The sequence below is a fragment of the Paracoccus binzhouensis genome (assembly GCF_016446475.1).
Classification (GTDB): Bacteria; Pseudomonadota; Alphaproteobacteria; order Rhodobacterales; family Rhodobacteraceae; genus Paracoccus; species Paracoccus binzhouensis.
The window spans coordinates 1-18,301 of record NZ_JAEHFP010000133.1; the positions used below are offsets into that span (position 1 = coordinate 1).

Here is an 18,301-nt window from a genome sequence, read left to right on the forward strand (position 1 = left end):
CGCCCGGTTCCTGCGCGAATCGCCCGACCGTCTGGCCAAGGGCCCGATCGCGCTTGTGCTGATCGAGGACGAGGTGGCCGTCGCCCAGACGCTGGAGCATCACCTGCGCGCCGGCTTCCGGCTGATCCTGGCGCTGTCGCCCGAGCCGCTGCCCGCCCAGGCCATCCCCGAGGCCGGCACCGACCGGATCGTCAACCTGCGCCACGAATCGCGCCGCGCCCGCGCCCATGTCGAGGCGGTGAACACCGCCATCGAACTGCTGCCCGAGGGCACCTGGCTCTATTACGGCTACAACGCCGAATTCCTGTTCTATCCCTTCTCGGAACACCGCACCGTGGGCGAGATGCTGGCCTTTCACGCCGAGGAGCGGCGCAGCGCCATGCTGGCCTATGTCGTGGACCTCTACGCCCCCGACCTGCAGCGCTTTCCCGACGCCGTCAGCCTCGAGGAAGCGATGTTCGACCGCTCGGGCTATTTCGCGCTTGGCCGCACCGACCGCCAGGGCCGCCACAAGGAGCGGCAACTGGACTTCCATGGCGGGCTGCGCTGGCGCTTCGAGGAGCACATCCCCCAGGACCGCCGCCGCATCGACCGCATCGCGCTGTTCCGCACCCGGCCCGGGCTGCGGCTGCTGCCCGACCACCGCTTCAACGTCGAGGAATACAACACCTATGCCTGTCCCTGGCATCACAACCTGACCGCGGCGGTGGCCTCGTTCCGGGTGGCCAAGGCGCTAGCGAAGAACCCCGGCTCGCGCGAGCATATCCGCAGCTTCCGCTGGCGCAACTCGCATCCCTTCCGCTGGAGTTCGCAGCAGCTGATGGATTTCGGCCTGATGGAGCCGGGACAATGGTTCTAGATCCCGCCTGGCTGGCACGGCGCGAGCCCCGCACCCACCCCGCCGACGATTTCCGCGACGAGGGCGACGTGGACTATGCCCGCGTCATCCATTCCGCCGGTTTTCGCCGGCTGCAGGGCAAGACCCAGATCCTGAACCTGGGCGACAGCGATTTCTACCGCACCCGGCTGACGCATTCGCTGGAGGTGGCGCAGATCGCCGGCGGGCTGGTGCAGCAATTGCAGGGGACGTTCCCCCAGCATCCCGCCACGGCCGCCCTGCCCGGCCGCAGCATGATCCAGGCCATCGCCTGCGCCCATGACCTGGGCCATCCGCCCTTCGGCCATGGTGGCGAGGCGGCGCTGAACTGGTGCATGCGCGATGCCGGCGGCTTCGAGGGCAACGGCCAGACCCTGCGCCTGCTGTCCCAGCCCGTCGATGCGGCGCCCGAGCCCGGCGTGAACCTGACGCGCCGCAGCCTGCTGGGGGTGCTGAAATATCCCGCCAGCCGGTCGCGGCTGCAGAACCCGGCGCTGCGCCCGCGCCTGCATGATGCGCTGTCGGTGCTGCGCAGCATCGACGCAGCGGCCTCGACGCCGCCGAAATGCCACCTGGATTGCGAAAGCGGCGTGGTGGACTGGATCCTCGCACCGCTCGACCCCGAGGACCGGCAGCGCTTTGCCGAGATCCGCGCCCATGCCGGCGGTCATGCGACCACGCTGCACAAGTCGCTGGATTGCAGCATCATGGACGTGGCCGACGACATCGCCTATGGCGTCCACGACCTCGAGGACGCCATCGCGCTGGGGCTGGTTTCGGCCCAGGAATTCCGCGCCGCGGTGTCGCCCGACGCCAGCGGCGGGTTCGGCGGTCATGACCGGATGATGGCGCAGCTTTTCGGCCCGCCCGCCGCCCGCAAGCGCTGCATCGGCGCGCTGGTGCATCACTTCATCGGCGCGGTGCGCTTCCGCGAGGAGCCCGGCTTCCGCGATCCGCTGCTGCGCCATCGCGTCGAACTGGCCGAAGGGCCGCGCCGCTTCCTCGGCACGCTCAAGGGTTTCATCTTCGACCGGGTGATCCGCAGCGCCGGGGTTCAGCAGCTGGAATTCAAGGGCCAGGCCATGGTGGTCGAGGTCTTCGAGGCGCTGCGCTCGGACCCCGGCCGGCTGCTGCCCGGCGAATGGCGGGCGCGCTTCGCCGCGGCCGAGGGCGAAAACGGGGACGGGCTGCGCATCATCTGCGATTGCGTCGCCGCCATGACCGATACCGCCTTGCTGCGGACCTATGAGCGGCTGTTCGCACCGCGCATGGGCTCGGTCTTCGACCGGCTCTAGGCGGCGCTGACCCGCCAGATCACGTCGCCCACGTCATCGGCCATCAGGAGCGACCGGCCGTCCGGGCCGACGGCGACGCCGACCGGGCGGCCATAGGAATGCCGCTCGTCCTCGGACAGGAAGCCCCAGAGGATGTCGCGCGGCGGACCCGAGGGCCGGCCGCCGGAGAAGGGCACGAAGATCAGCTTGTAGCCGGACAGGGTCGAGCGGTTCCAGGAGCCGTGCTGGCCGATCACCATGCCGTCCGGAAAGCCGGGCAGCGTGCCCTCGGGCATCCAGCACAGGCCCAGCGAGGCGGTATGCCCGCCCAGCGCGTAATCGGGGGTGATGGCGCGGGCGACCTCGGCCGGGTCCTGCGGCACGCGGTCGTCCACGGTCTGCCCCCAGTAGCAATAGGGCCAGCCATAGAAGCCGCCGTCCTGCACCGAGGTCAGGTAATCGGGCGGCGTCTCGTCGCCCAGCCCGTCGCGTTCGTTCACCACCGTCCAGAGCGCGCCGGTCGCGGGCTCCCAGGCCAGGCCGACCGGATTGCGCAGGCCCGAGGCGAAGATCCGCGCCCGGCCGGTTTCCAGCTCCAGCTCCCAGATGGCGGCGCGGCCTTCCTCGGCCTCCATGCCCTCGTCGGCGATGTTGGTCAGCGAGCCGACGCCGCAGTAAAGCCGCTTGCGGTCGGGCGAGACGATCAGGCTGCGCGTCCAGTGCCCGCCCGGCTTGAACTCGACCAGCCGCCGGCCCGGCCCGGTCAGCCGGGTCGCGCCGGGTTCATAGGCGAAGGCGACGATGCCGTCGGTATTGCCGACGAAAAAGGTTTCGCCGACCAGGGCCATGCCGAAGGGCTGGCGCTGGCCCTCCAGGAAGACCTCGCGCGTTTCGGCCACGCCGTCGCCGTCGCTGTCGCGCCACAGCGTGATGCGGTTGGCGCTGGTCCCCAATGCCCGGGCCCGGCGCATGGTGGCCTGGGTGGCGCGGTCGAGCAGCGATTTCGGCGGCGTGGGTTCCTGCAGCGCCTCGGCCACCAACACGTCGCCATTGGGCAGCACCTCGATCCAGCGCGGGTGCTGCAGCTCGCGGGCGAAGGCGTTGACGCGCAGGCCGGGCGCGGCCTTGGGCTGCTGCCCCGGCGCCCAGCCGCGGGCGGTGGGCATCTTCAGCGTCATGATGCCCTGTTTCTTCGCCTGGGGGATGGCGGGACTGGGGCCGAAGGCCGCCATGCGGGGCGCACCCATGCGCCGCAGCAGCACCATCGCGCCGCCCAGGATTTCCGTCGCCTTCGCCAGCAGATCCATGCCCAGCCCTTTCTTTTGCGCCCTTCCGCTTCGCGCAAGCCGAGGCTAGCCGGGATGCGGCGCGGGTCAATCCTGATTTGGGGGCCCGGCTTGCCGTGCCCGGATCGCGGGGCCCCGGCCCCTTCGGCGGGGGCGGCGCCGTCCATGAGTATTTGGGGAACGAAGCAGGTCAGGCCCGTGCGTCGCGGATCAGTTGCGCCAGCTGCTCGGTCGAGGGGTCGTGGCCGGGGGCAGGCTTGCCTTCCAGCAGCGGCGCGACCTTCAGCGCCAGTTCCTTGCCAAGCTCGACCCCCCATTGGTCGAAGCTGTTGATGCCCAGGATCACGCCCTCGACGAAGACCCGGTGCTCGTAGAGCGCAACGATCTGGCCCAGCGTGTAGGGGTCGAGTTCCGAGATCAGCAGCGTGGTCGAGGGGCGGTTGCCCGGGAAAACGCGGTGGCGGGCCTGGCGTTCCAGTTCCGCGCCGCTGAGGCCCTTGGCCTGCATCAGGACGCGCGCCTCGTCGAGCGAGCGGCCGCGCATCAGCGCCTCGGATTGCGCCAGGCAATTGGCGATCAGCAGCAGGTGGTGATGCGCAAGCTCCGGCTCGTGGCCGCGGGCGGCGATGATGAATTCGCAGGGCACGACGGCGGTGCCCTGGTGGATCAGCTGGTAGAAGGCGTGCTGGCCGTTGGTGCCGGGCTCGCCCCAGACCACCGGGCCCGAGGGGACGGTCAGCTCGCTGCCGTCCATGGCCACGCGCTTGCCGTTCGATTCCATTTCCAGCTGCTGCAGATAGGCCGGCAGCCGGCCGAGACGGTTGTCATAGGGCAGCACGGCGCGGGTGCCGTAGCCGCAGACCTGGTGATGCCAGATGCCGACCAGCGCCAGGATCACCGGCAGGTTCTCCGCCAGCGGCGCCTGGCGGAAATGCCGGTCCATGGCCGCGCCGCCGGCCAGGAAGCGGTCGAACTGTTCGGGCCCGATAGCGATCATCAGCGACAGGCCGATCGGCCCCCACATGGAATAGCGGCCGCCGACCCAATCCTCGAAGCCAAAGACGCGGGCGGCGTCGATGCCCCATTCCGCCGTCCTGGCCGTGGCCGAGGACAGCGCCGCGAATTGCTGCGCCGGCTGGGTGACGCTGGCCGCCATCCAGTCCAGCGCGGTCCTGGCGTTGGTCATGGTCTCGATGGTGGTGAAGGTCTTGGAGGCGAAGATGACCAGGGTCGTCGCCGGATCGAGCCCTTTCAGCGTGTCGGCGATGTCGGCCCCGTCCACGTTCGAGACGAAATGCAGCCGCGGCCCGTCGTGCCAGGGCGACAGCGCGCGCGTCGCCATGGCCGGGCCCAGGTCCGAGCCGCCGATGCCGATGTTGATCACGTCGGTGATCTTGCCGCCCTGCCCCGCGAAGCTGCCGTCGCGGACGGCATCGGCAAAGGCGCGCATGCGGGCGTGGGTGGCGCGCACCTCGGGCATGACGTCCTGGCCGTCGACCGAGACGCTGGCGCCGAGGTTGCGCAGCGCGGTGTGCAGCACGGCGCGGTCCTCGGTCTCGTTGATGCGCTGGCCGGCGAACATGGCCTCGCGGCGCTCGGGGACCGGGGCGGCAAGCTCCAGGAGCAGCTCGCGGGCCTGCGCGTCGATCATGGTCTTGGACCAGTCCAGAACCAGCCCTTCGGCGCTGGTGGAAAAGCCGGCGGCGCGGTCGGGATCGGCGGCGAACAGCGCCTCGATCCGCAGCGCGCCCTGGGATTTGCGATGGTCTTGCAGTCGGCTCCAGATGCTCATGTCATTCCGCCCAATGCACGGTGATGTCGCCAAGGAAGGCGCGGATCGGCGCCTCGGTCGGGTCGAGGCCCTGGGCGCGCTCGAAGGCCTCGCGCTTGTCGGCCCCGGCGATCAGAAGATGGGTGTTGATCGCGCCCTTCAGCGCCGAGGCGGTCAGGGTGATCCGCGGCTCGTCCTTGATGCTGTTGACAGCCATCACCGGCGGCGCGTCGGGCGCCAGCGCCAGCACGGTTTCGGAAGCCGAGGGAAACAGGCTGGCCGTGTGCATGTCGGTGCCCATGCCCAGAAGCAGCACGGTCAGCGGCAGATGCGGGACGATGGCCTCGGACAGCGCCTGCACCGCGTCCTCGGGGCGCGCGTCGCCGGTATAGAGGTCGATGTAACGCGCCGCCGCCGCCTTGTCCTTGAGCAGGTGGCGGCGCAACAGCCGGCCGTTCGAGCGCAGATGCTCTCCGTCAACCCAGCGTTCGTCGTTGAGCAGCACGGTGACGCGCGCCCAGTCCACCTCGCTGCCCGAGAGATAGTCGTAGAGCGGCGCCGGCGTGGTGCCGCCCGGCACGCAGAGACTGGCGGTGTCGTTCACCCGCAGATGCTGCGACAGCTGGCCGGCCAGCCGGTCCGCCAGGGACAGGAACAGCATCTCGCGATCGGCATATTCGATGAATTCCACGCTCATGAGCGGATCTCCCTCCAGCGGCGGTTGTCGCGATGCAGCAGGCGCAGCGCCTCCTCCGGGCCGCTCGAGCCCGGGTCGTAGGGTTCCGGCCGCTTCGAGCCGTTCTCCCATGCGGCAATGATCGGGTCGGTCCAGGCCCAGGCGGCCTCGACCTCGTCGCCGCGCATGAACAGGGTCTGGTTGCCGCGGATCACATCCATGATCAGCCGCTCGTAGGCGTCGGGCATGTCGGTGCCGTCGGCCCCCAGCGCATCGGCAAAGCTCATGTCCAGCGGCACCTGCACCAGGCGCATGCCGCCGGGCCCCGGCTCCTTGATCATCACGCTGAGCACCATGCCCTCGTTCGGTTGCAGCTTGATGACGAGCTGGTTGGCCTTGTGGGTGCCGCTGTCGTCGAACAGCGAATGCGGCGGCTCCTTGAAGGTGATGACGATCTCGCTGGTGCGGGCGCGCAGCCGCTTGCCGGTGCGCAGGTAGAAGGGCGTGCCGGTCCAGCGCCAGTTGGCGATATGCACCTTGAGCGCGACGAAGCTTTCCGTGCGCGAGGCCGGGTTCTCGGCATCCTCGAGATAGCCGGGACCGTCGGGGCCGGCCAGATACTGGCCGCGCACGATGTCGCCGGCCGACACCGGTTCGAGCGCCCGGATCACCTTGAGCTTCTCGTCGCGCACCGCGTCCGAATCGATGTGATAAGGCGGCTCCATGGCGATCAGGCACAGAAGCTGCATCAGGTGGTTCTGCACCATGTCGCGCATGGCGCCGGAATGGTCGTAATATTCGCCGCGGCCGCCGACGCCGACCGTCTCGGCCACGGTGATCTGCACATGGTCCACATATTGCGCGTTCCACAGCGGCTCGAACAGGATGTTGGCGAAGCGCACCGCCATCAGGTTCTGGACGGTTTCCTTGCCCAGGTAATGGTCGATCCGGTAGATCTGCCGTTCGACGAAATGCCGCGCCAGGGTGGCGTTGAGCGCCCGTGCCGTTTCCAGGTCGCGGCCGAAGGGCTTCTCGACCACGATGCGGCTGTCGGCGTCGGCAATGCCGTTCGAGGCCAGGCGCTCGGCGATGTCGCCGAACAGCGCCGGCGCGACCGAGAAATAGAAGGCATGCACGACCCCGGGCCGGGTGCGGGCCTTCAGCGCCGCCCAGCCTTCCGTGCCGCGGGCGTCGATGGCGACATAGCCCAGCATGTCCAGGAAGGCCGCGACCTGCGCCTCGTCCTCGTGCTTGCCGACGAATTCGCGGATCGCCTGGCGCATGTCTGCGCGGAATGCCTCGTCGTCCTGGCGGGTGCGGGCGGCGCCGATGATGCGGGCGCTGCCCGGCACCTGCCCCGCCACGAACCGCCGATAGAGGCCGGGCACGATCTTGCGCCGGGCCAGGTCGCCGGTCGCACCAAAGATCACCAGGTCGAAATCCTCAACCGGAATGATGCGTGAAACCATCGCTGCCTCCTCATCGCTGATCTGCCGATTAGCTGATGTTAGCGGTAACATCAAGTCCTGCAATCCGATCCTCATGCTCAGTCCTGTTCCCGCCGGGGGATGCCATGCGCAACGGGCGGCGGAAAGGCCGCCGATTCCGGGGTTTCCAGCCGGGCGATGGCCTTGGCCAGCCGCGGCAGTCGGGCGCGGCGCATCAACTCCTTGCGGCTCAGGGCGCCGCCGGCGGCGCGGGCCCGGGCCTCGGTCGCGGCGATGGCCGCGAGCACGGGCACGGGCGTCTGCAGGTAAAGGTCGCGCAGGAATTCGTCCGGGTGAATGGCCCGCAGCCCGGCCGGGGCCAGCAGCCGGGCCGGAAAGTCGCGCAGATTCGCGGTGACGATGGCCTCGGCCCCCGCCGCCAGCGCGCATTCGGCGACATGCCGGTCGGCCGGATCGGGCAGGTCGAAGCCAAGCACGCCCTGCCCCGGCTCGACCAGCGCCTGCGGGAAGCGTGATTCCAGCAGCGCGATCTCGACCCCGGCATCGCTGCCCTGCCGGCTGGCCGCATGGCGCCATTCGTCCAGGATGCGACGCGACCAGAGCGGCCGGAACAGCCCTGCCGCCGCCGTGCCGACCAGGATTTCCCGCAGCACGGTCGGGAACAGCACGCAGGCGTCCAGGACCGCCTTCATCCGTCCAGCCGGAAGAACAGCGCCTTGAGATAGCCGGTCTCGGCCAGCTGCGGCAGCGTCGGGTGGTCCGGCCCGGCCTGGCCGGTATGCAGCAGCTGCATCCGCCGCCCGCCGCGGCCGATGCCGCGGGCGCTGGCATTGCGGAAGGCGTTCAGGTCGGCGGCATGGCTGCAGGAACACAGGCCCAGATATCCGCCGGGCGCCACCAGCGGCGCGGCCAGCTTCGCCACCCGCTCATAGGCGCGCAGGCCCGCCTCCAGCGCCGGTTTCGAGGGCGCGAAGGCCGGCGGGTCGCAGATCACCAGGTCGAACTGCGCGCCCTCGGCGGCCAGCGCCTCCATCTGCGCGAAGGCGTCGCCCTGGCGGGTGGTCAGCCGCGCCTCGGCATCCATGGCGCGCGCGCCGCCCCGCGCCAGCTCCAGCGCCGCGGCCGAACCGTCGATGCAGGTGGCATGGGCCGCCCCCGCCGCCAGCGCCGCCAGCCCGAAGCCGCCGACATGCGAGAACACGTCCAGCACCCGCTGGCCGCGCGCCAGCCGTTGCGCGAAGGCATGGTTGGGGCGCTGGTCATAGAACAGCCCGGTCTTCTGCCCGCCCAGCAGGTCGGCCAGGTAGATGGCGCCGTTCATCGGCACCTCGACGGGGCCGGGGACGGCCCCCGACATGAGCTCCATCCGCTCGGGCAGCCCTTCCAGCCCGCGCGCCCGACCCTGCCCGTTCAGGATCACCGTCGAGACGCCGGCGACATCGCGCAGCGCCGCGGCGATCTCCTCGACCAGGCGCTCGGCCCAGGCGGCGTTGGGCTGGATCACCGCGGCATCGCCGAAACGGTCGATGACGGTGCCGGGCAACCCGTCGGCCTCGGCATGGACCAGCCGGTAGAAGGGCGCCTCGAACAGCCGCTCGCGCAGCGCCAGCGCCCGGGCCAGCCGCGTGGCGATCCAGTCGCGGGTGATCCGCGCCTGCGGATCGGGATCCATCACCCGGGCGATGATCTTCGATTCGGGGTTCACCGTCACCAGGCCCAGCGGCCGGCGTTCGGCATCCTCGAGCAGCGCAAAGCTGCCGGGCGGGATCGCCCGCGTGCGCCGGTCGGTCACCAGCTCGTCGGCAAAGACCCAGGGAAAGCCGTGGCGGATCGCCTGCGGCCTGGATTTCGGGCGCAATCGGATGATGGGCAGGTCGGCAGTCATGGCGGCCCTCGTGCAAAACGCGGCAGGATTGCCACGGCAAGCGTCCGCGGGCAAGAGCCGGCCAGTTGCAATGTTACCGCTAACAAGATACATTGGCGGCAAAGGAGAAGCGAGCCATGACCCTGCACGCCACCATCGACCGGGTGACCGACCGCATCCGCGAGCGTTCGATCCATAGCCGCAGCGCCTATCTGGCCAAGATCGCCCGCGCCGCCGAGGAAGGGCCGCGCCGCGCGCATCTGTCCTGCGGCAACCAGGCCCACGCCTATGCCGCCATGCCCGACAAGCAGGATCTTGCCACCACCCGCAAGCCGAACATCGGCATCGTCACCGCCTATAACGACATGCTCTCGGCCCACCAGCCCTATGAGCGCTACCCGGACCTGATCCGGCAGGCCGCCCATGCGGCGGGCGCCACGGCGCAGGTGGCGGGCGGCGTGCCGGCGATGTGCGACGGGGTGACGCAAGGCCGGCCGGGGATGGAGCTGTCGCTGTTTTCCCGCGACGTGATCGCGCTGGCCTCGGGCGTGGCGCTGACCCATGACGTCTTCGACGCGGCGCTGTATCTGGGCGTCTGCGACAAGATCGTGCCGGGGCTGATCATCGCCGCCGGCACCTTCGGCCATATCCCGGCGGTCTTCGTGCCGGCCGGGCCGATGCCCTCGGGCCTGCCCAATGACGAGAAATCCAAGGTCCGCCAGCAATTCGCCACCGGCGAGGTCGGGCGCGAGGCGTTGATGGCGGCCGAGATGGCCAGCTACCACGCGCCGGGCACCTGCACCTTCTACGGCACCGCGAACACCAACCAGATGCTGATGGAGTTCATGGGCCTGCACCTGCCCGGCTCCAGCTTCGTGAACCCGAACACGCCGCTGCGCGAGGCGCTGACCAGCGCCGCCGTCGCGCGCGCGGCCTCGATCACGCGCCTGGGCAACGACTACCTGCCGGCGGGCGAGGTGCTGGACGAGCGCGCCTTCGTCAACGGCATCGTCGGGCTGATGGCGACCGGCGGCTCGACCAACCTGGTGCTGCACCTGCCGGCCATGGCGCGGGCGGCGGGGGTGATCCTGGACCTCGAGGATTTCCACGACCTGTCCGAGACCGTGCCGCTGATGGCCCGGGTCTATCCCAACGGGCTGGCCGACGTGAACCATTTCCACGCCGCCGGCGGGCTGGGCTACATGATCGGCCAGCTGCTGGAGGCCGGCCTGCTGCACGAGGACGTGCGCACCATCGCCGGCGGCGGGCTTGGCGCCTATGCCAGCGAGCCGAAGCTGAAGGACGGCCGCGTCGAATGGGTCGCGGGCGCGCGCGAGACGCTGAACGACAAGATCCTGCGCCCGGCCGCCGATCCCTTCGCCCCGACCGGCGGGCTGAAGCAGCTCTCCGGCAATCTGGGCCGCGGCGTCATCAAGGTCTCGGCCGTGGCGCCCGAGCGTCATGTCATCGAGGCCCCCGCCCGGGTGTTCTCCGACCAGGAGGAGGTGAAGGCCGCCTTCAAGCGCGGCGAGTTCACCGAGGACGTGGTGGTCGTCGTCCGCTTCCAGGGCCCGCGCGCCAACGGCATGCCCGAGCTGCATTCGCTGACCCCGACGCTGGCGGTGCTGCAGGATCGCGGGCTGCGGGTGGCGCTGGTCACCGACGGCCGCATGTCCGGCGCCTCGGGCAAGGTGCCCGCGGCCATCCACATCTCGCCCGAGGCCGCCGATGGCGGGCCGCTGGCGCGCCTGCGGGACGGCGACATGGTCCGGCTGGATGCGGCCAGCGGAACGCTGACCTGCCTGGCCGAGGGGTTCGCGGACCGCGCGCCGGCCGAACACGACCCCGCGCCTTCGGCCGAGGGGCTTGGGCGGGAGCTTTTCGCCGCCTTCCGCCGCCATGTCGGCCCGGCCACCGAGGGCGCGGCGGTCGTCGTCTGACCCGCCCCCGCCGGCCCGTCCCCTACCGGCCCGGCACCGCCGATCACGGCTCGCAGCGGGTCGCCAGCCGCGCGCCCGCCTCGGCCTCGGCGGCTTCGGCCGGCCACCGCCGGCACGGGCCGGATATCGGCCGGCCAGAGATGGCTGGGCCAGACGTTGGCAGGCCGGGCACGGGGCGCGGCAGGCGGATCACCTGCCCCATGCCCATCGCCTCGGGCAGCACCAGGCGCAGCGGCCCGGCCTCCTCGGCCGGTTCGCGCAGGAACAGCACGTTCAGGCAGACCCGCCCCTGATCGTCGCGGATCGGGCAGATGCGGGCATCGACCCGGAAACGCCGCCCTGACTTGGCAAGCTGCGCCAGCCCGTGGATGCGCGATTCGCGGCCCCCCGCCGTCTCCAGCACCTGCTGCAACCGGGTCGGCGCCTTTTCCGACGGGTCCAGCAGCATGACCACCGGCCGGCCGATCAGTTCCTCCCGGCGATAGCCGCACATGCCCAGGCAGGTCTGGTTCACCGCCACGATACGGCCGGCGAGATCAAGGACGAGCACCGCGCGATGCGTGCCCATGGCGCGCAGGGCCCATTCGAGGTCGTGGTCAAGCCGCCGGATTTCGGTCATGCGCAGCTCCTGCAAGGGGTTTCCGGCAGCATTGCGGCAATAGGCTAAGATTCCGTTAGCGCGCCCGGAATTTTTCTCAGGCTTCGGTCGGCGGGCCGAAACGCTCGATCATCCGCTTGCGGATCTGGTCGCGGATAGTGCGGTAAAGCGCCAGCTTGGCCTCGCGCCCCTCGGCCAGGCCACTGGGGTCCATGATCGGCCAATATTCCACGTCCAGATGCGAAACCCGCGTCAGTTCAAGGGCTTGCCTCTGGCTGGCCGGCGACAGCGCGATCACCAGGTCGAAGCTGGTCAGATCGTCGCCCCAGGCCTTCATCTCCTCGAAGGAACGCGAGCGATGGGTGGAGAGCTCGACGCCGATCTCCTTGCAGACGGCGATGGCGAAGCCGTCGATCTCCATGTCGTTCCTGACCCCCGCCGACTGTACATAGGCGGCGCGGCCGTAGAACTTCTTCATCATCCCCTCGGCCATGGGGGAGCGGATGGCGTTGTGATCGCAGCAGAACAGCACCGAATGGGGAATCGGTCCGGCCACGAATCACTCCGGGACCAGGGCGCAGATCAGGGTGAACAGTCGCCGCGCGGTGTCGATATCGACCTCGGCCTTGCCCTCCAGCCGTTCCTGCAGGGTGCGGGCGCCTTCGTTGTGGATACCGCGCCGGGCCATGTCGATGGCCTCGATCTGCGCCGGCGGCAGGCGCTTCACCGCGTCGAAATAGCTGGTGCAGATCTGGAAGTAATCCTTGACCGTCTGCCGGAACGGGCCCAGCGACAGGTGGAACTCGGCCACCTTGCCGCCGGATTCGGTGGCGATGTCGAAGACCAGTCGCCTCTCGCGCACCGCCAGAGCCAGCGCATAGGGACCGGGGGGCACCTCCTGCCCGTCGCGGCCGGGCAGAACGAAGCTGTTGTCCTCGAGCAGGTCGAAGACCGCGACGCGGCGGTCCTGCTCGATCTCGGGCGTGGGCGGCGGCAACGCGCTGTCGTCGATGTCGATCCGGCACAGCCGGTCGGTGGGCCGGCTCATGGCCGTTCCCCGTTCAGCGCTGCCAGCCGCGCCGAGACCGAGCGGCCATGCGCCGACAGCCCCTCGGATTCGGCCAGCCGCACCGCCGCCGGGCCGATCGCCCCCAACGCCTCGGGCGAAAGCCGGGCCAACGTGGTGCGCTTGAGGAAATCCATCACCGACAGGCCCGAGGAGAACCGCGCCGAGCGCGCCGTGGGCAGAACGTGATTCGGGCCGCTGACGTAATCGCCCACCGCCTCGGGCGTCCAGCCGCCCAGGAAGATCGCCCCGGCATGGCGGGTCTTTTCCGCCAGCGCTTCGGGGTCGTCCACGCAAAGCTCCAGATGCTCGGGCGCCAGCCGGTCGGAAAGCGCCGCCGCCTCGTCGAGGTCGCGGGTCACGATCACCGTGCCATAGTCGCGCCAACTCGCCCCGGCCACGGTGGCGCGCGGCAGGGTCGGCAGCAGCCGCTCGACCTCGGCCACGACGGCGCGGGCCAGCGCCTCGTCCGGGGTGATCAGGATCGACTGGGCATCGGCGTCATGCTCGGCCTGGGCCAGCAGGTCCAGCGCCAGCCATTCCGGGTTCTGCGCGCCTTGGGCGATGATCAGGACTTCGGAGGGGCCGGCGATCATGTCGATGCCGACGCGGCCGAAGACCTGCCGCTTGGCCGCCGCGACATAGGCATTGCCGGGGCCGGTGATCTTGTCCACCGGGCGGATGGTCTGGGTGCCATAGGCCAGGGCGGCGATGGCCTGGGCGCCGCCGATGCGATAGATCTCGTCGACGCCGGCCAGCTCGGCCGCCAGCAGCACCAGCGGATTCACCACCCCGTCGGGGGTCGGCACGCAGATCACCAGCCGCTCGACCCCCGCCACCCGCGCCGGGATGGCGTTCATCAGCACCGAGGAGGGATAGCTCGCCTGCCCCCCCGGAACGTAAAGCCCGGCGGCCGAGACCGGCGTCCAGCGCCAGCCCAGGGTCGCGCCCTCGGGATCGGTCCAGCCGAGATCGTCTGGCATCTGCCGGGCGTGATAGGCCCGGATGCGGTTCGCTGCCATGGCCAGCGCTGCGCGATCCTCGGCCGAGACCTTCGCAATTTCCGCAGCGATCTCGTCCTTCGAGAAAGCCAGGGTCTCCGCGGTCAGCGCCAGGCGGTCGAAGCGTCCGGTCAGTTCGACCAGCGCCGCATCGCCCCGGCCGCGCACATCGGCGATGATCGCCGCCACGGCATCGTTCACGTCCGCCGCATCCTCGCGCTTCATGGACAGAAGCGCCGAGAAGCGCTCGGCAAAATCGGGTTGGGCGGTCGAAAGGTGAATGGGCATGGCTCGGGCCTTCAATGACCCGACCTTGTTAGCGGCAAGGGCCAAAGGCCTCAAGCGGCTATGCTGCTGCCTGAACCGCGGCGTCTATGCCGCTTGCCCGGTCAGGATCGGGTATTTCTGGAGCAAAGAAGCAGGACGCAACCGCCAGGCTTCATGTTCTTCTTCGTTCTTCAAATACCCATGGCGACCGGGCCATACGCGGATCCGTCGCACCCGCCTGCGGGGGATCAGCTATCCGGGTGCCGGGGCTGCTTGCCCGAGGGCGCCAAGTAGGGCCGCGTCACGTCGCGCAGCTCGACATTCAGGCATTCCGCCTCGACCGCCAGCGTGCCGTCGCCAGCGAATTCCAGCAGCAAGCGGCCGGTGCCATCCTCGCCCGGCTGCCAGCTCAGCGCCAGCAGCTCCAGGATCAGGTCCCGGTCCTTGCGGTCGATGCCGTCGCTTTGCACCCGCCGCACATCCGAGATCAGCAGCACCGAGCGCACCCGCTCATAGGGGCGGCCGTCGCGGCGGGCAAGCTCGGCATCCTCCCAGCGGAAGCGGTTCAGCAGCAGCGCCAGCTGGCGGTGGCGGCCGTCATAGGCGATCTCGGTCACCGGCAGGATCGCGTCCTGCGCCAGGGCCGAGATCACCGTCAGGTCGTCGGCATCGCCGGCCACCAGCGCCAGGGGCGCGGGATCGGCGTCGGTGAAGCGGGCGTCAGCCATCGGCGGGGGCCTCCTTGATGCGTTCGATATCGGCGCCGACGCCGCGCAGCTTGCGCACCACCTTCTCGTAGCCGCGGTCGAGGTGATAGACGCGGCTGACGATGGTCTCGCCCTCGGCGGCAAGCCCGGCCAGGATCAGGCTGACCGAAGCGCGCAGGTCGGTGGCCATCACCGGGGCGCCGCGCAGCTTCTCGACGCCGTGGACGGTGGCGTGGCCGCCATGGACCTCGATCCGGGCGCCCATGCGCGCCAGTTCCGGAGCATGCATGAAGCGGTTCTCGAAGATCTTCTCCTCGAGCACCGAGGTGCCCTCGGCGGTGCAGAGCAGCGCCATCATCTGCGCCTGCAGGTCGGTCGGGAAGCCGGGGAAGGGTTCGGTCACCACGTCCACGGCGCGCACCCGGCCGTTCTTGCGCGAGACCTTGAGGCCGCGTTCGGTCTCGACCACCTCCACCCCGGCCGCGTCCAGCTTTTCACAGAAGGCGGCGACCAGGTCGATGCGGCCGCCCAGGCATTCGACCTCGCCGCCGCAGATCGCCGGGGCCAGCATGTAGGTGCCCAGCTCGATCCGGTCCGTCACCACCGGATGCGTGGCGCCGCCCAGCGCCTGCACGCCCTCGACGGTGATGGTCGCGGTCCCCTCGCCCTCGATCTGCGCGCCCATGCGGCGCAGGCATTCCGCCAGGTCGACGATCTCGGGCTCGCGCGCGGCGTTGTTGATGATGGTGGTGCCGCGGGCCAGCGTCGCCGCCATCAGCGCGTTCTCGGTCGCGCCGACCGAGACCAGCGGGAAGTCGATCACCGCGCCCCTGAGCCCGCCCGAGGGCGCCTTGGCATGGACATAGCCCTCGCGCAGGTCGAGTTCCGCCCCCATCGCCTCGAGCGCGCGCAGGTGCAGGTCCACCGGGCGGGCGCCGATGGCGCAGCCACCGGGCAGCGAGACCACGGCATGGCCGTCGCGCGCCAGCATCGGCCCCAGCACCAGAATCGAGGCGCGCATCTTGCGCACGATGTCATAATCGGCGCGGTGGCTGGTCAGGTCGTGGCTGGACAGCGCCAGCACCTGGCCGTCCTGCAGGCTGGCGACCTCGGCCCCCAGCGATTGCAGCAGTTCGGTCATGGTGCGGATGTCCGAGAGCCGCGGCGCATTGGTCAGCGTCAGCGGCTGATCGGTCAGCAGCGTCGCCGGCATCAGCGTCAGGCATGCGTTCTTGGCGCCGGCGATCGGGATCTCGCCCCTGAGCGGCCCGTTCCCCCTTACAATGATCTGGTCCATCTAATCCTCGTTCCCGGGCGCCCGGCCGTTTTCCGGCCTCTCTGGCCCGTGCTGCTCGTTCGTCCCGTCTGCTGCCGTCCCGGCCCGTGCGCGGCCCTGCGCCTTGCGCCGTGCAAGATTGGCCCGCAGCGCCGCCTTGAGCCGCGCTTCGCGTGTGTCTGCCCTGGGATCGCGGGGTGTTTTCGTCATGCCTTCTGTTAGCGTCCTTGCCGGCTTGCGTCCAGCGGCGGCGGGACCGGCCGGGCGGGATCGGCGGCGATTGGCGAAATGCATTTTTCCGATTCTTCCCCCTTGCGCGCCCGGCGCAGTCGGTCTAAAGCCCCGCCCACGATGCTGCGGTAGCTCAGTGGTAGAGCACTCCCTTGGTAAGGGAGAGGTCGAGAGTTCAATCCTCTCTCGCAGCACCATTTTATCCTATTGAAATCTAAAAATTTCTTGCTTTTCTGGGATTAGTGCCTCTTTTGGTGCCGGTGCTGGTGTCAAAATGGGATTCTGCGGATGGCTGGGCAGGTCAAGAATTTGAAGATCAAGGGCGGGCGATTCTATGCCCGTGTTTCGGTCCCGGCGCATCTTCGCCCCATCCTCGGCAAATCGGAACTGGTCACGGCGCTAGGCGGTGAACGCCGCGCTGCCATGAAGGCGCTGCCCGCTGCCGTGGCGACCCTACAGCGCCAGATCGCGGCGGCAGAGGCAAAGACGGCGGGCGACCGGCTGAACGACCTGCGCACACCCATCACCACGGCAGATTATGGCAGCGCGGTCTGGAAACGGTATCAGGCAATGCTGGCCGAGGACGAAGTGAAACGGGATCGCCTGCCGAGCATGGATGCAATCGAGGCAGAACAAGACAGGCTGATGCAGAGGGCGCGGGCAGGTCAGGTCGCGCTTGCTGATGGGCGTATGAGAACGACCGCCTGCCGACCAACGAGGCCGAGGCGGTCAAGCAGGAGGTCGCGAAGAAACGGCGCGCCCGCGAGGCAGGTTATACCGATGCAGAGGCTATCGCGGTCCTGAAAGCCTCGACCAGCTATCAGCCGAAGCAGACAGACAACCCGGCCCATCGTGAAAGCGCCCATATCACCGCTGCCAAGCGATGGGTGCCAATCCTCTGCGCCTTCACGAGTGCCCGCGTCGCTGAAATGACGCAGCTGAGGAAAGAGGACGTGTGGAAGGAAGGCGACCGTTGGATTATCCGCATCACGCCCGAGGCCGGCGGCGTCAAGACGGGCGTTTACCGCGACGTGCCCCTGCACCGGCAGGTGATCGCCTTGGGCTTCATGGACTTTGTGGAGGCAGCCCAGCCCGGCCCGCTGTTCCATGCGGGCAAGACCTCTGCCCGCTATCTGGCATCCGCGCGGACAACGGCCGGGCGCGTGTCGCAATGGTTGCAAGAGCTTCACCTTGTCCCACCGGGCGTCCAGCCTTCCCAGGCGTGGCGGCATCGCTTCAAGACGCAAGTCCGCGACCTTGGGGCGGATAGCCGGGTGGTGGACGGCATCCAAGGCCATGCCAGCCGCACCGCAGCCGATGACTATGGCGACGTTCCTTGATCGCCAAAGCCCGCGTGATCGACGCATTGCCGGAATATAACTTGAAACGAGGTAATGGCACACTTACAATAACCAAAAGTTATGAAATGTTATTACGTATAAATTTTTGCGAGTGTCACGTTGTCGAGTATCACCAAGCGCCTTGCCCGGTTGTTCGGGCAAGGCGTCACCGAACAAAAAGCCTTCACCTTGACCAGCCCCGAGGCGTTCGGCCTATTCGGTGGCCTGCCTGTCCGGTCTGGCGTTACCGTCACCAGCGAAACCGCCCTGCGCGTTCCTGCCGTCGCTGCTGCTGTCGGGCTTATCTCGGAAGCCTGCGGAAATCTGCCGTTCAAGCTGCACGACCGCGATACGCGCGAGGCGCAGAAGGACCATGCCGCCTATGGACTGATCCACGGCGAGGCGAACCCATGGACCAGCGCCGAGGAACTGCGCGAACACCTGACCCGCGATGCACTGCTAACCGGCCATGGCTTTGCGCAGGTGGTGCGCAACGGCATGGGTCAGCCCCTCGAACTGCACCGGATCGAACCCAGCACGGCTTTGCCACCAACCGGCCTTGTTTCACAAAGGATGCCTGAGATTCACCTTGGGAATCCAATGTCGTAGCCGAATGGCATGAGCAGAGCTCGGAAGCCGACCTCCAAGACCACCAACTGGCACGCGTACAACCAGGCGC

At 69.1% G+C, this 18,301-nt stretch carries 18 protein-coding genes and 1 tRNA gene; 7 read left to right on the forward strand and 12 right to left on the reverse strand.

All coding sequences use genetic code 11. The annotated features are described in order from the left end of the window. Positions 1-10: 10 nt before the first annotated feature. Both I9P22_RS20840 and I9P22_RS20845 read left to right on the forward strand, forming a co-directional pair. On the forward strand, positions 11-859 hold the full coding sequence (locus I9P22_RS20840; RefSeq protein ID WP_199261780.1) for a glycosyltransferase family 2 protein: 849 nt from the start codon (positions 11-13) through the stop codon (positions 857-859). Then, complete coding sequence (locus tag I9P22_RS20845; RefSeq protein ID WP_199261748.1) at positions 850-2,172, forward strand: anti-phage deoxyguanosine triphosphatase; 1,323 nt, start codon at positions 850-852, stop codon at positions 2,170-2,172. The genes I9P22_RS20840 and I9P22_RS20845 overlap by 10 nt, the downstream gene beginning before the upstream one ends. On the opposite strand, the gene I9P22_RS20850 is transcribed toward I9P22_RS20845, so the two are convergent. From I9P22_RS20850 to I9P22_RS20875, 6 genes are all read right to left on the reverse strand, one after another. Beyond that, positions 2,169-3,458, reverse strand: coding sequence for a PQQ-dependent sugar dehydrogenase (locus I9P22_RS20850; protein ID WP_199261750.1), 1,290 nt, complete (start codon positions 3,456-3,458; stop codon positions 2,169-2,171). The two genes, I9P22_RS20845 and I9P22_RS20850, sit on opposite strands and share 4 nt — an antisense overlap. 169 nt (positions 3,459-3,627) lie before the next feature. Continuing rightward, entirely contained in the window at positions 3,628-5,229 is a 1,602-nt protein-coding gene (gene pgi / locus I9P22_RS20855; protein ID WP_199261752.1) for a glucose-6-phosphate isomerase, read from the reverse strand. A gap of 1 nt (position 5,230) precedes the next feature. After that, positions 5,231-5,905, reverse strand: a complete 675-nt coding sequence (gene pgl / locus I9P22_RS20860) for a 6-phosphogluconolactonase (RefSeq protein ID WP_199261754.1) — start codon at positions 5,903-5,905, stop codon at positions 5,231-5,233. Next, positions 5,902-7,353, reverse strand: coding sequence for a glucose-6-phosphate dehydrogenase (gene zwf / locus I9P22_RS20865; protein ID WP_199261756.1), 1,452 nt, complete (start codon positions 7,351-7,353; stop codon positions 5,902-5,904). Before zwf ends, pgl begins: the two co-directional genes overlap by 4 nt. Positions 7,354-7,430: 77 nt before the next feature. Next, on the reverse strand, positions 7,431-8,024 hold the full coding sequence (locus tag I9P22_RS20870) for an RSP_2648 family PIN domain-containing protein (protein ID WP_199261758.1): 594 nt from the start codon (positions 8,022-8,024) through the stop codon (positions 7,431-7,433). Further along, positions 8,021-9,217 (reverse strand): RSP_2647 family RNA methyltransferase, encoded by a 1,197-nt coding sequence (locus tag I9P22_RS20875; RefSeq protein WP_199261760.1) that lies wholly within the window; start codon positions 9,215-9,217, stop codon positions 8,021-8,023. Before I9P22_RS20875 ends, I9P22_RS20870 begins: the two co-directional genes overlap by 4 nt. 116 nt (positions 9,218-9,333) lie before the next feature. On the opposite strand from I9P22_RS20875, the gene edd reads away from it, so the two are divergent. Further along, positions 9,334-11,136: a phosphogluconate dehydratase gene (gene edd, locus I9P22_RS20880; protein ID WP_199261762.1), complete on the forward strand. Its 1,803-nt coding sequence runs from the start codon at positions 9,334-9,336 to the stop codon at positions 11,134-11,136. 43 nt (positions 11,137-11,179) lie between these two features. On the opposite strand, the gene I9P22_RS20885 is transcribed toward edd, so the two are convergent. The 6 genes from I9P22_RS20885 to murA all read right to left on the reverse strand — a co-directional run bounded on the left by I9P22_RS20885 (position 11,180) and on the right by murA (position 16,072). Then, entirely contained in the window at positions 11,180-11,755 is a 576-nt protein-coding gene (locus I9P22_RS20885) for a PAS domain-containing protein (protein ID WP_199261764.1), read from the reverse strand. A gap of 76 nt (positions 11,756-11,831) precedes the next feature. After that, positions 11,832-12,290, reverse strand: a complete 459-nt coding sequence (locus I9P22_RS20890; protein WP_199261766.1) for an arsenate-mycothiol transferase ArsC — start codon at positions 12,288-12,290, stop codon at positions 11,832-11,834. A 3-nt stretch (positions 12,291-12,293) separates the two neighbouring features. Then, the gene (locus I9P22_RS20895; RefSeq protein ID WP_199261768.1) at positions 12,294-12,782 is read right to left on the reverse strand and encodes a UPF0262 family protein; all 489 of its coding nucleotides are present in this window, start codon (positions 12,780-12,782) and stop codon (positions 12,294-12,296) included. Continuing rightward, positions 12,779-14,089, reverse strand: coding sequence for a histidinol dehydrogenase (hisD, locus tag I9P22_RS20900; RefSeq protein WP_199261770.1), 1,311 nt, complete (start codon positions 14,087-14,089; stop codon positions 12,779-12,781). Before hisD ends, I9P22_RS20895 begins: the two co-directional genes overlap by 4 nt. Before the next feature lie 227 nt (positions 14,090-14,316). After that, complete coding sequence (locus I9P22_RS20905; RefSeq protein WP_199261772.1) at positions 14,317-14,796, reverse strand: DUF2948 family protein; 480 nt, start codon at positions 14,794-14,796, stop codon at positions 14,317-14,319. Next, entirely contained in the window at positions 14,789-16,072 is a 1,284-nt protein-coding gene (gene murA, locus I9P22_RS20910; protein ID WP_199261774.1) for a UDP-N-acetylglucosamine 1-carboxyvinyltransferase, read from the reverse strand. The genes I9P22_RS20905 and murA overlap by 8 nt, the downstream gene beginning before the upstream one ends. Before the next feature lie 332 nt (positions 16,073-16,404). Between murA and I9P22_RS20915 the strand changes: the two genes are divergently transcribed. The 4 genes from I9P22_RS20915 to I9P22_RS20930 all read left to right on the forward strand — a co-directional run bounded on the left by I9P22_RS20915 (position 16,405) and on the right by I9P22_RS20930 (position 18,231). Further along, a tRNA-Thr gene (locus tag I9P22_RS20915) sits at positions 16,405-16,479 on the forward strand. Between the two features lie 91 nt (positions 16,480-16,570). Then, a complete protein-coding gene (locus I9P22_RS20920; RefSeq protein WP_199261776.1) occupies positions 16,571-17,086 on the forward strand; it encodes a DUF6538 domain-containing protein in 516 nt (171 codons plus the stop codon). Positions 17,087-17,211: 125 nt separating this feature from the next. Continuing rightward, positions 17,212-17,622 (forward strand): site-specific integrase, encoded by a 411-nt coding sequence (locus tag I9P22_RS20925; protein WP_199261778.1) that lies wholly within the window; start codon positions 17,212-17,214, stop codon positions 17,620-17,622. 120 nt (positions 17,623-17,742) lie between these two features. Continuing rightward, positions 17,743-18,231, forward strand: coding sequence for a phage portal protein (locus I9P22_RS20930; RefSeq protein ID WP_233253514.1), 489 nt, complete (start codon positions 17,743-17,745; stop codon positions 18,229-18,231). The last annotated feature ends 70 nt before the right edge of the window (positions 18,232-18,301 follow it).

Excerpts from the sequence above, each read along its gene's own strand:
- I9P22_RS20925 (WP_199261778.1), top strand. The coding sequence starts at position 17,212 with ATGACGCAGCTGAGGAAAGAGGACGTGTGGAAGGAAGGCGACCGTTGG.
- I9P22_RS20845 (WP_199261748.1), top strand. The coding sequence starts at position 850 with ATGGTTCTAGATCCCGCCTGGCTGGCACGGCGCGAGCCCCGCACCCAC.
- zwf (WP_199261756.1), bottom strand. The coding sequence starts at position 7,353 with ATGGTTTCACGCATCATTCCGGTTGAGGATTTCGACCTGGTGATCTTT.
- I9P22_RS20905 (WP_199261772.1), bottom strand. The coding sequence starts at position 14,796 with ATGGCTGACGCCCGCTTCACCGACGCCGATCCCGCGCCCCTGGCGCTG.
- I9P22_RS20850 (WP_199261750.1), bottom strand. The coding sequence starts at position 3,458 with ATGGATCTGCTGGCGAAGGCGACGGAAATCCTGGGCGGCGCGATGGTG.
- murA (WP_199261774.1), bottom strand. The coding sequence starts at position 16,072 with ATGGACCAGATCATTGTAAGGGGGAACGGGCCGCTCAGGGGCGAGATC.
- I9P22_RS20875 (WP_199261760.1), bottom strand. The coding sequence starts at position 9,217 with ATGACTGCCGACCTGCCCATCATCCGATTGCGCCCGAAATCCAGGCCG.
- pgl (WP_199261754.1), bottom strand. The coding sequence starts at position 5,905 with ATGAGCGTGGAATTCATCGAATATGCCGATCGCGAGATGCTGTTCCTG.
- I9P22_RS20895 (WP_199261768.1), bottom strand. The coding sequence starts at position 12,782 with ATGAGCCGGCCCACCGACCGGCTGTGCCGGATCGACATCGACGACAGC.
- I9P22_RS20920 (WP_199261776.1), top strand. The coding sequence starts at position 16,571 with ATGGCTGGGCAGGTCAAGAATTTGAAGATCAAGGGCGGGCGATTCTAT.
- I9P22_RS20870 (WP_199261758.1), bottom strand. The coding sequence starts at position 8,024 with ATGAAGGCGGTCCTGGACGCCTGCGTGCTGTTCCCGACCGTGCTGCGG.
- hisD (WP_199261770.1), bottom strand. The coding sequence starts at position 14,089 with ATGCCCATTCACCTTTCGACCGCCCAACCCGATTTTGCCGAGCGCTTC.
- edd (WP_199261762.1), top strand. The coding sequence starts at position 9,334 with ATGACCCTGCACGCCACCATCGACCGGGTGACCGACCGCATCCGCGAG.
- pgi (WP_199261752.1), bottom strand. The coding sequence starts at position 5,229 with ATGAGCATCTGGAGCCGACTGCAAGACCATCGCAAATCCCAGGGCGCG.
- I9P22_RS20885 (WP_199261764.1), bottom strand. The coding sequence starts at position 11,755 with ATGACCGAAATCCGGCGGCTTGACCACGACCTCGAATGGGCCCTGCGC.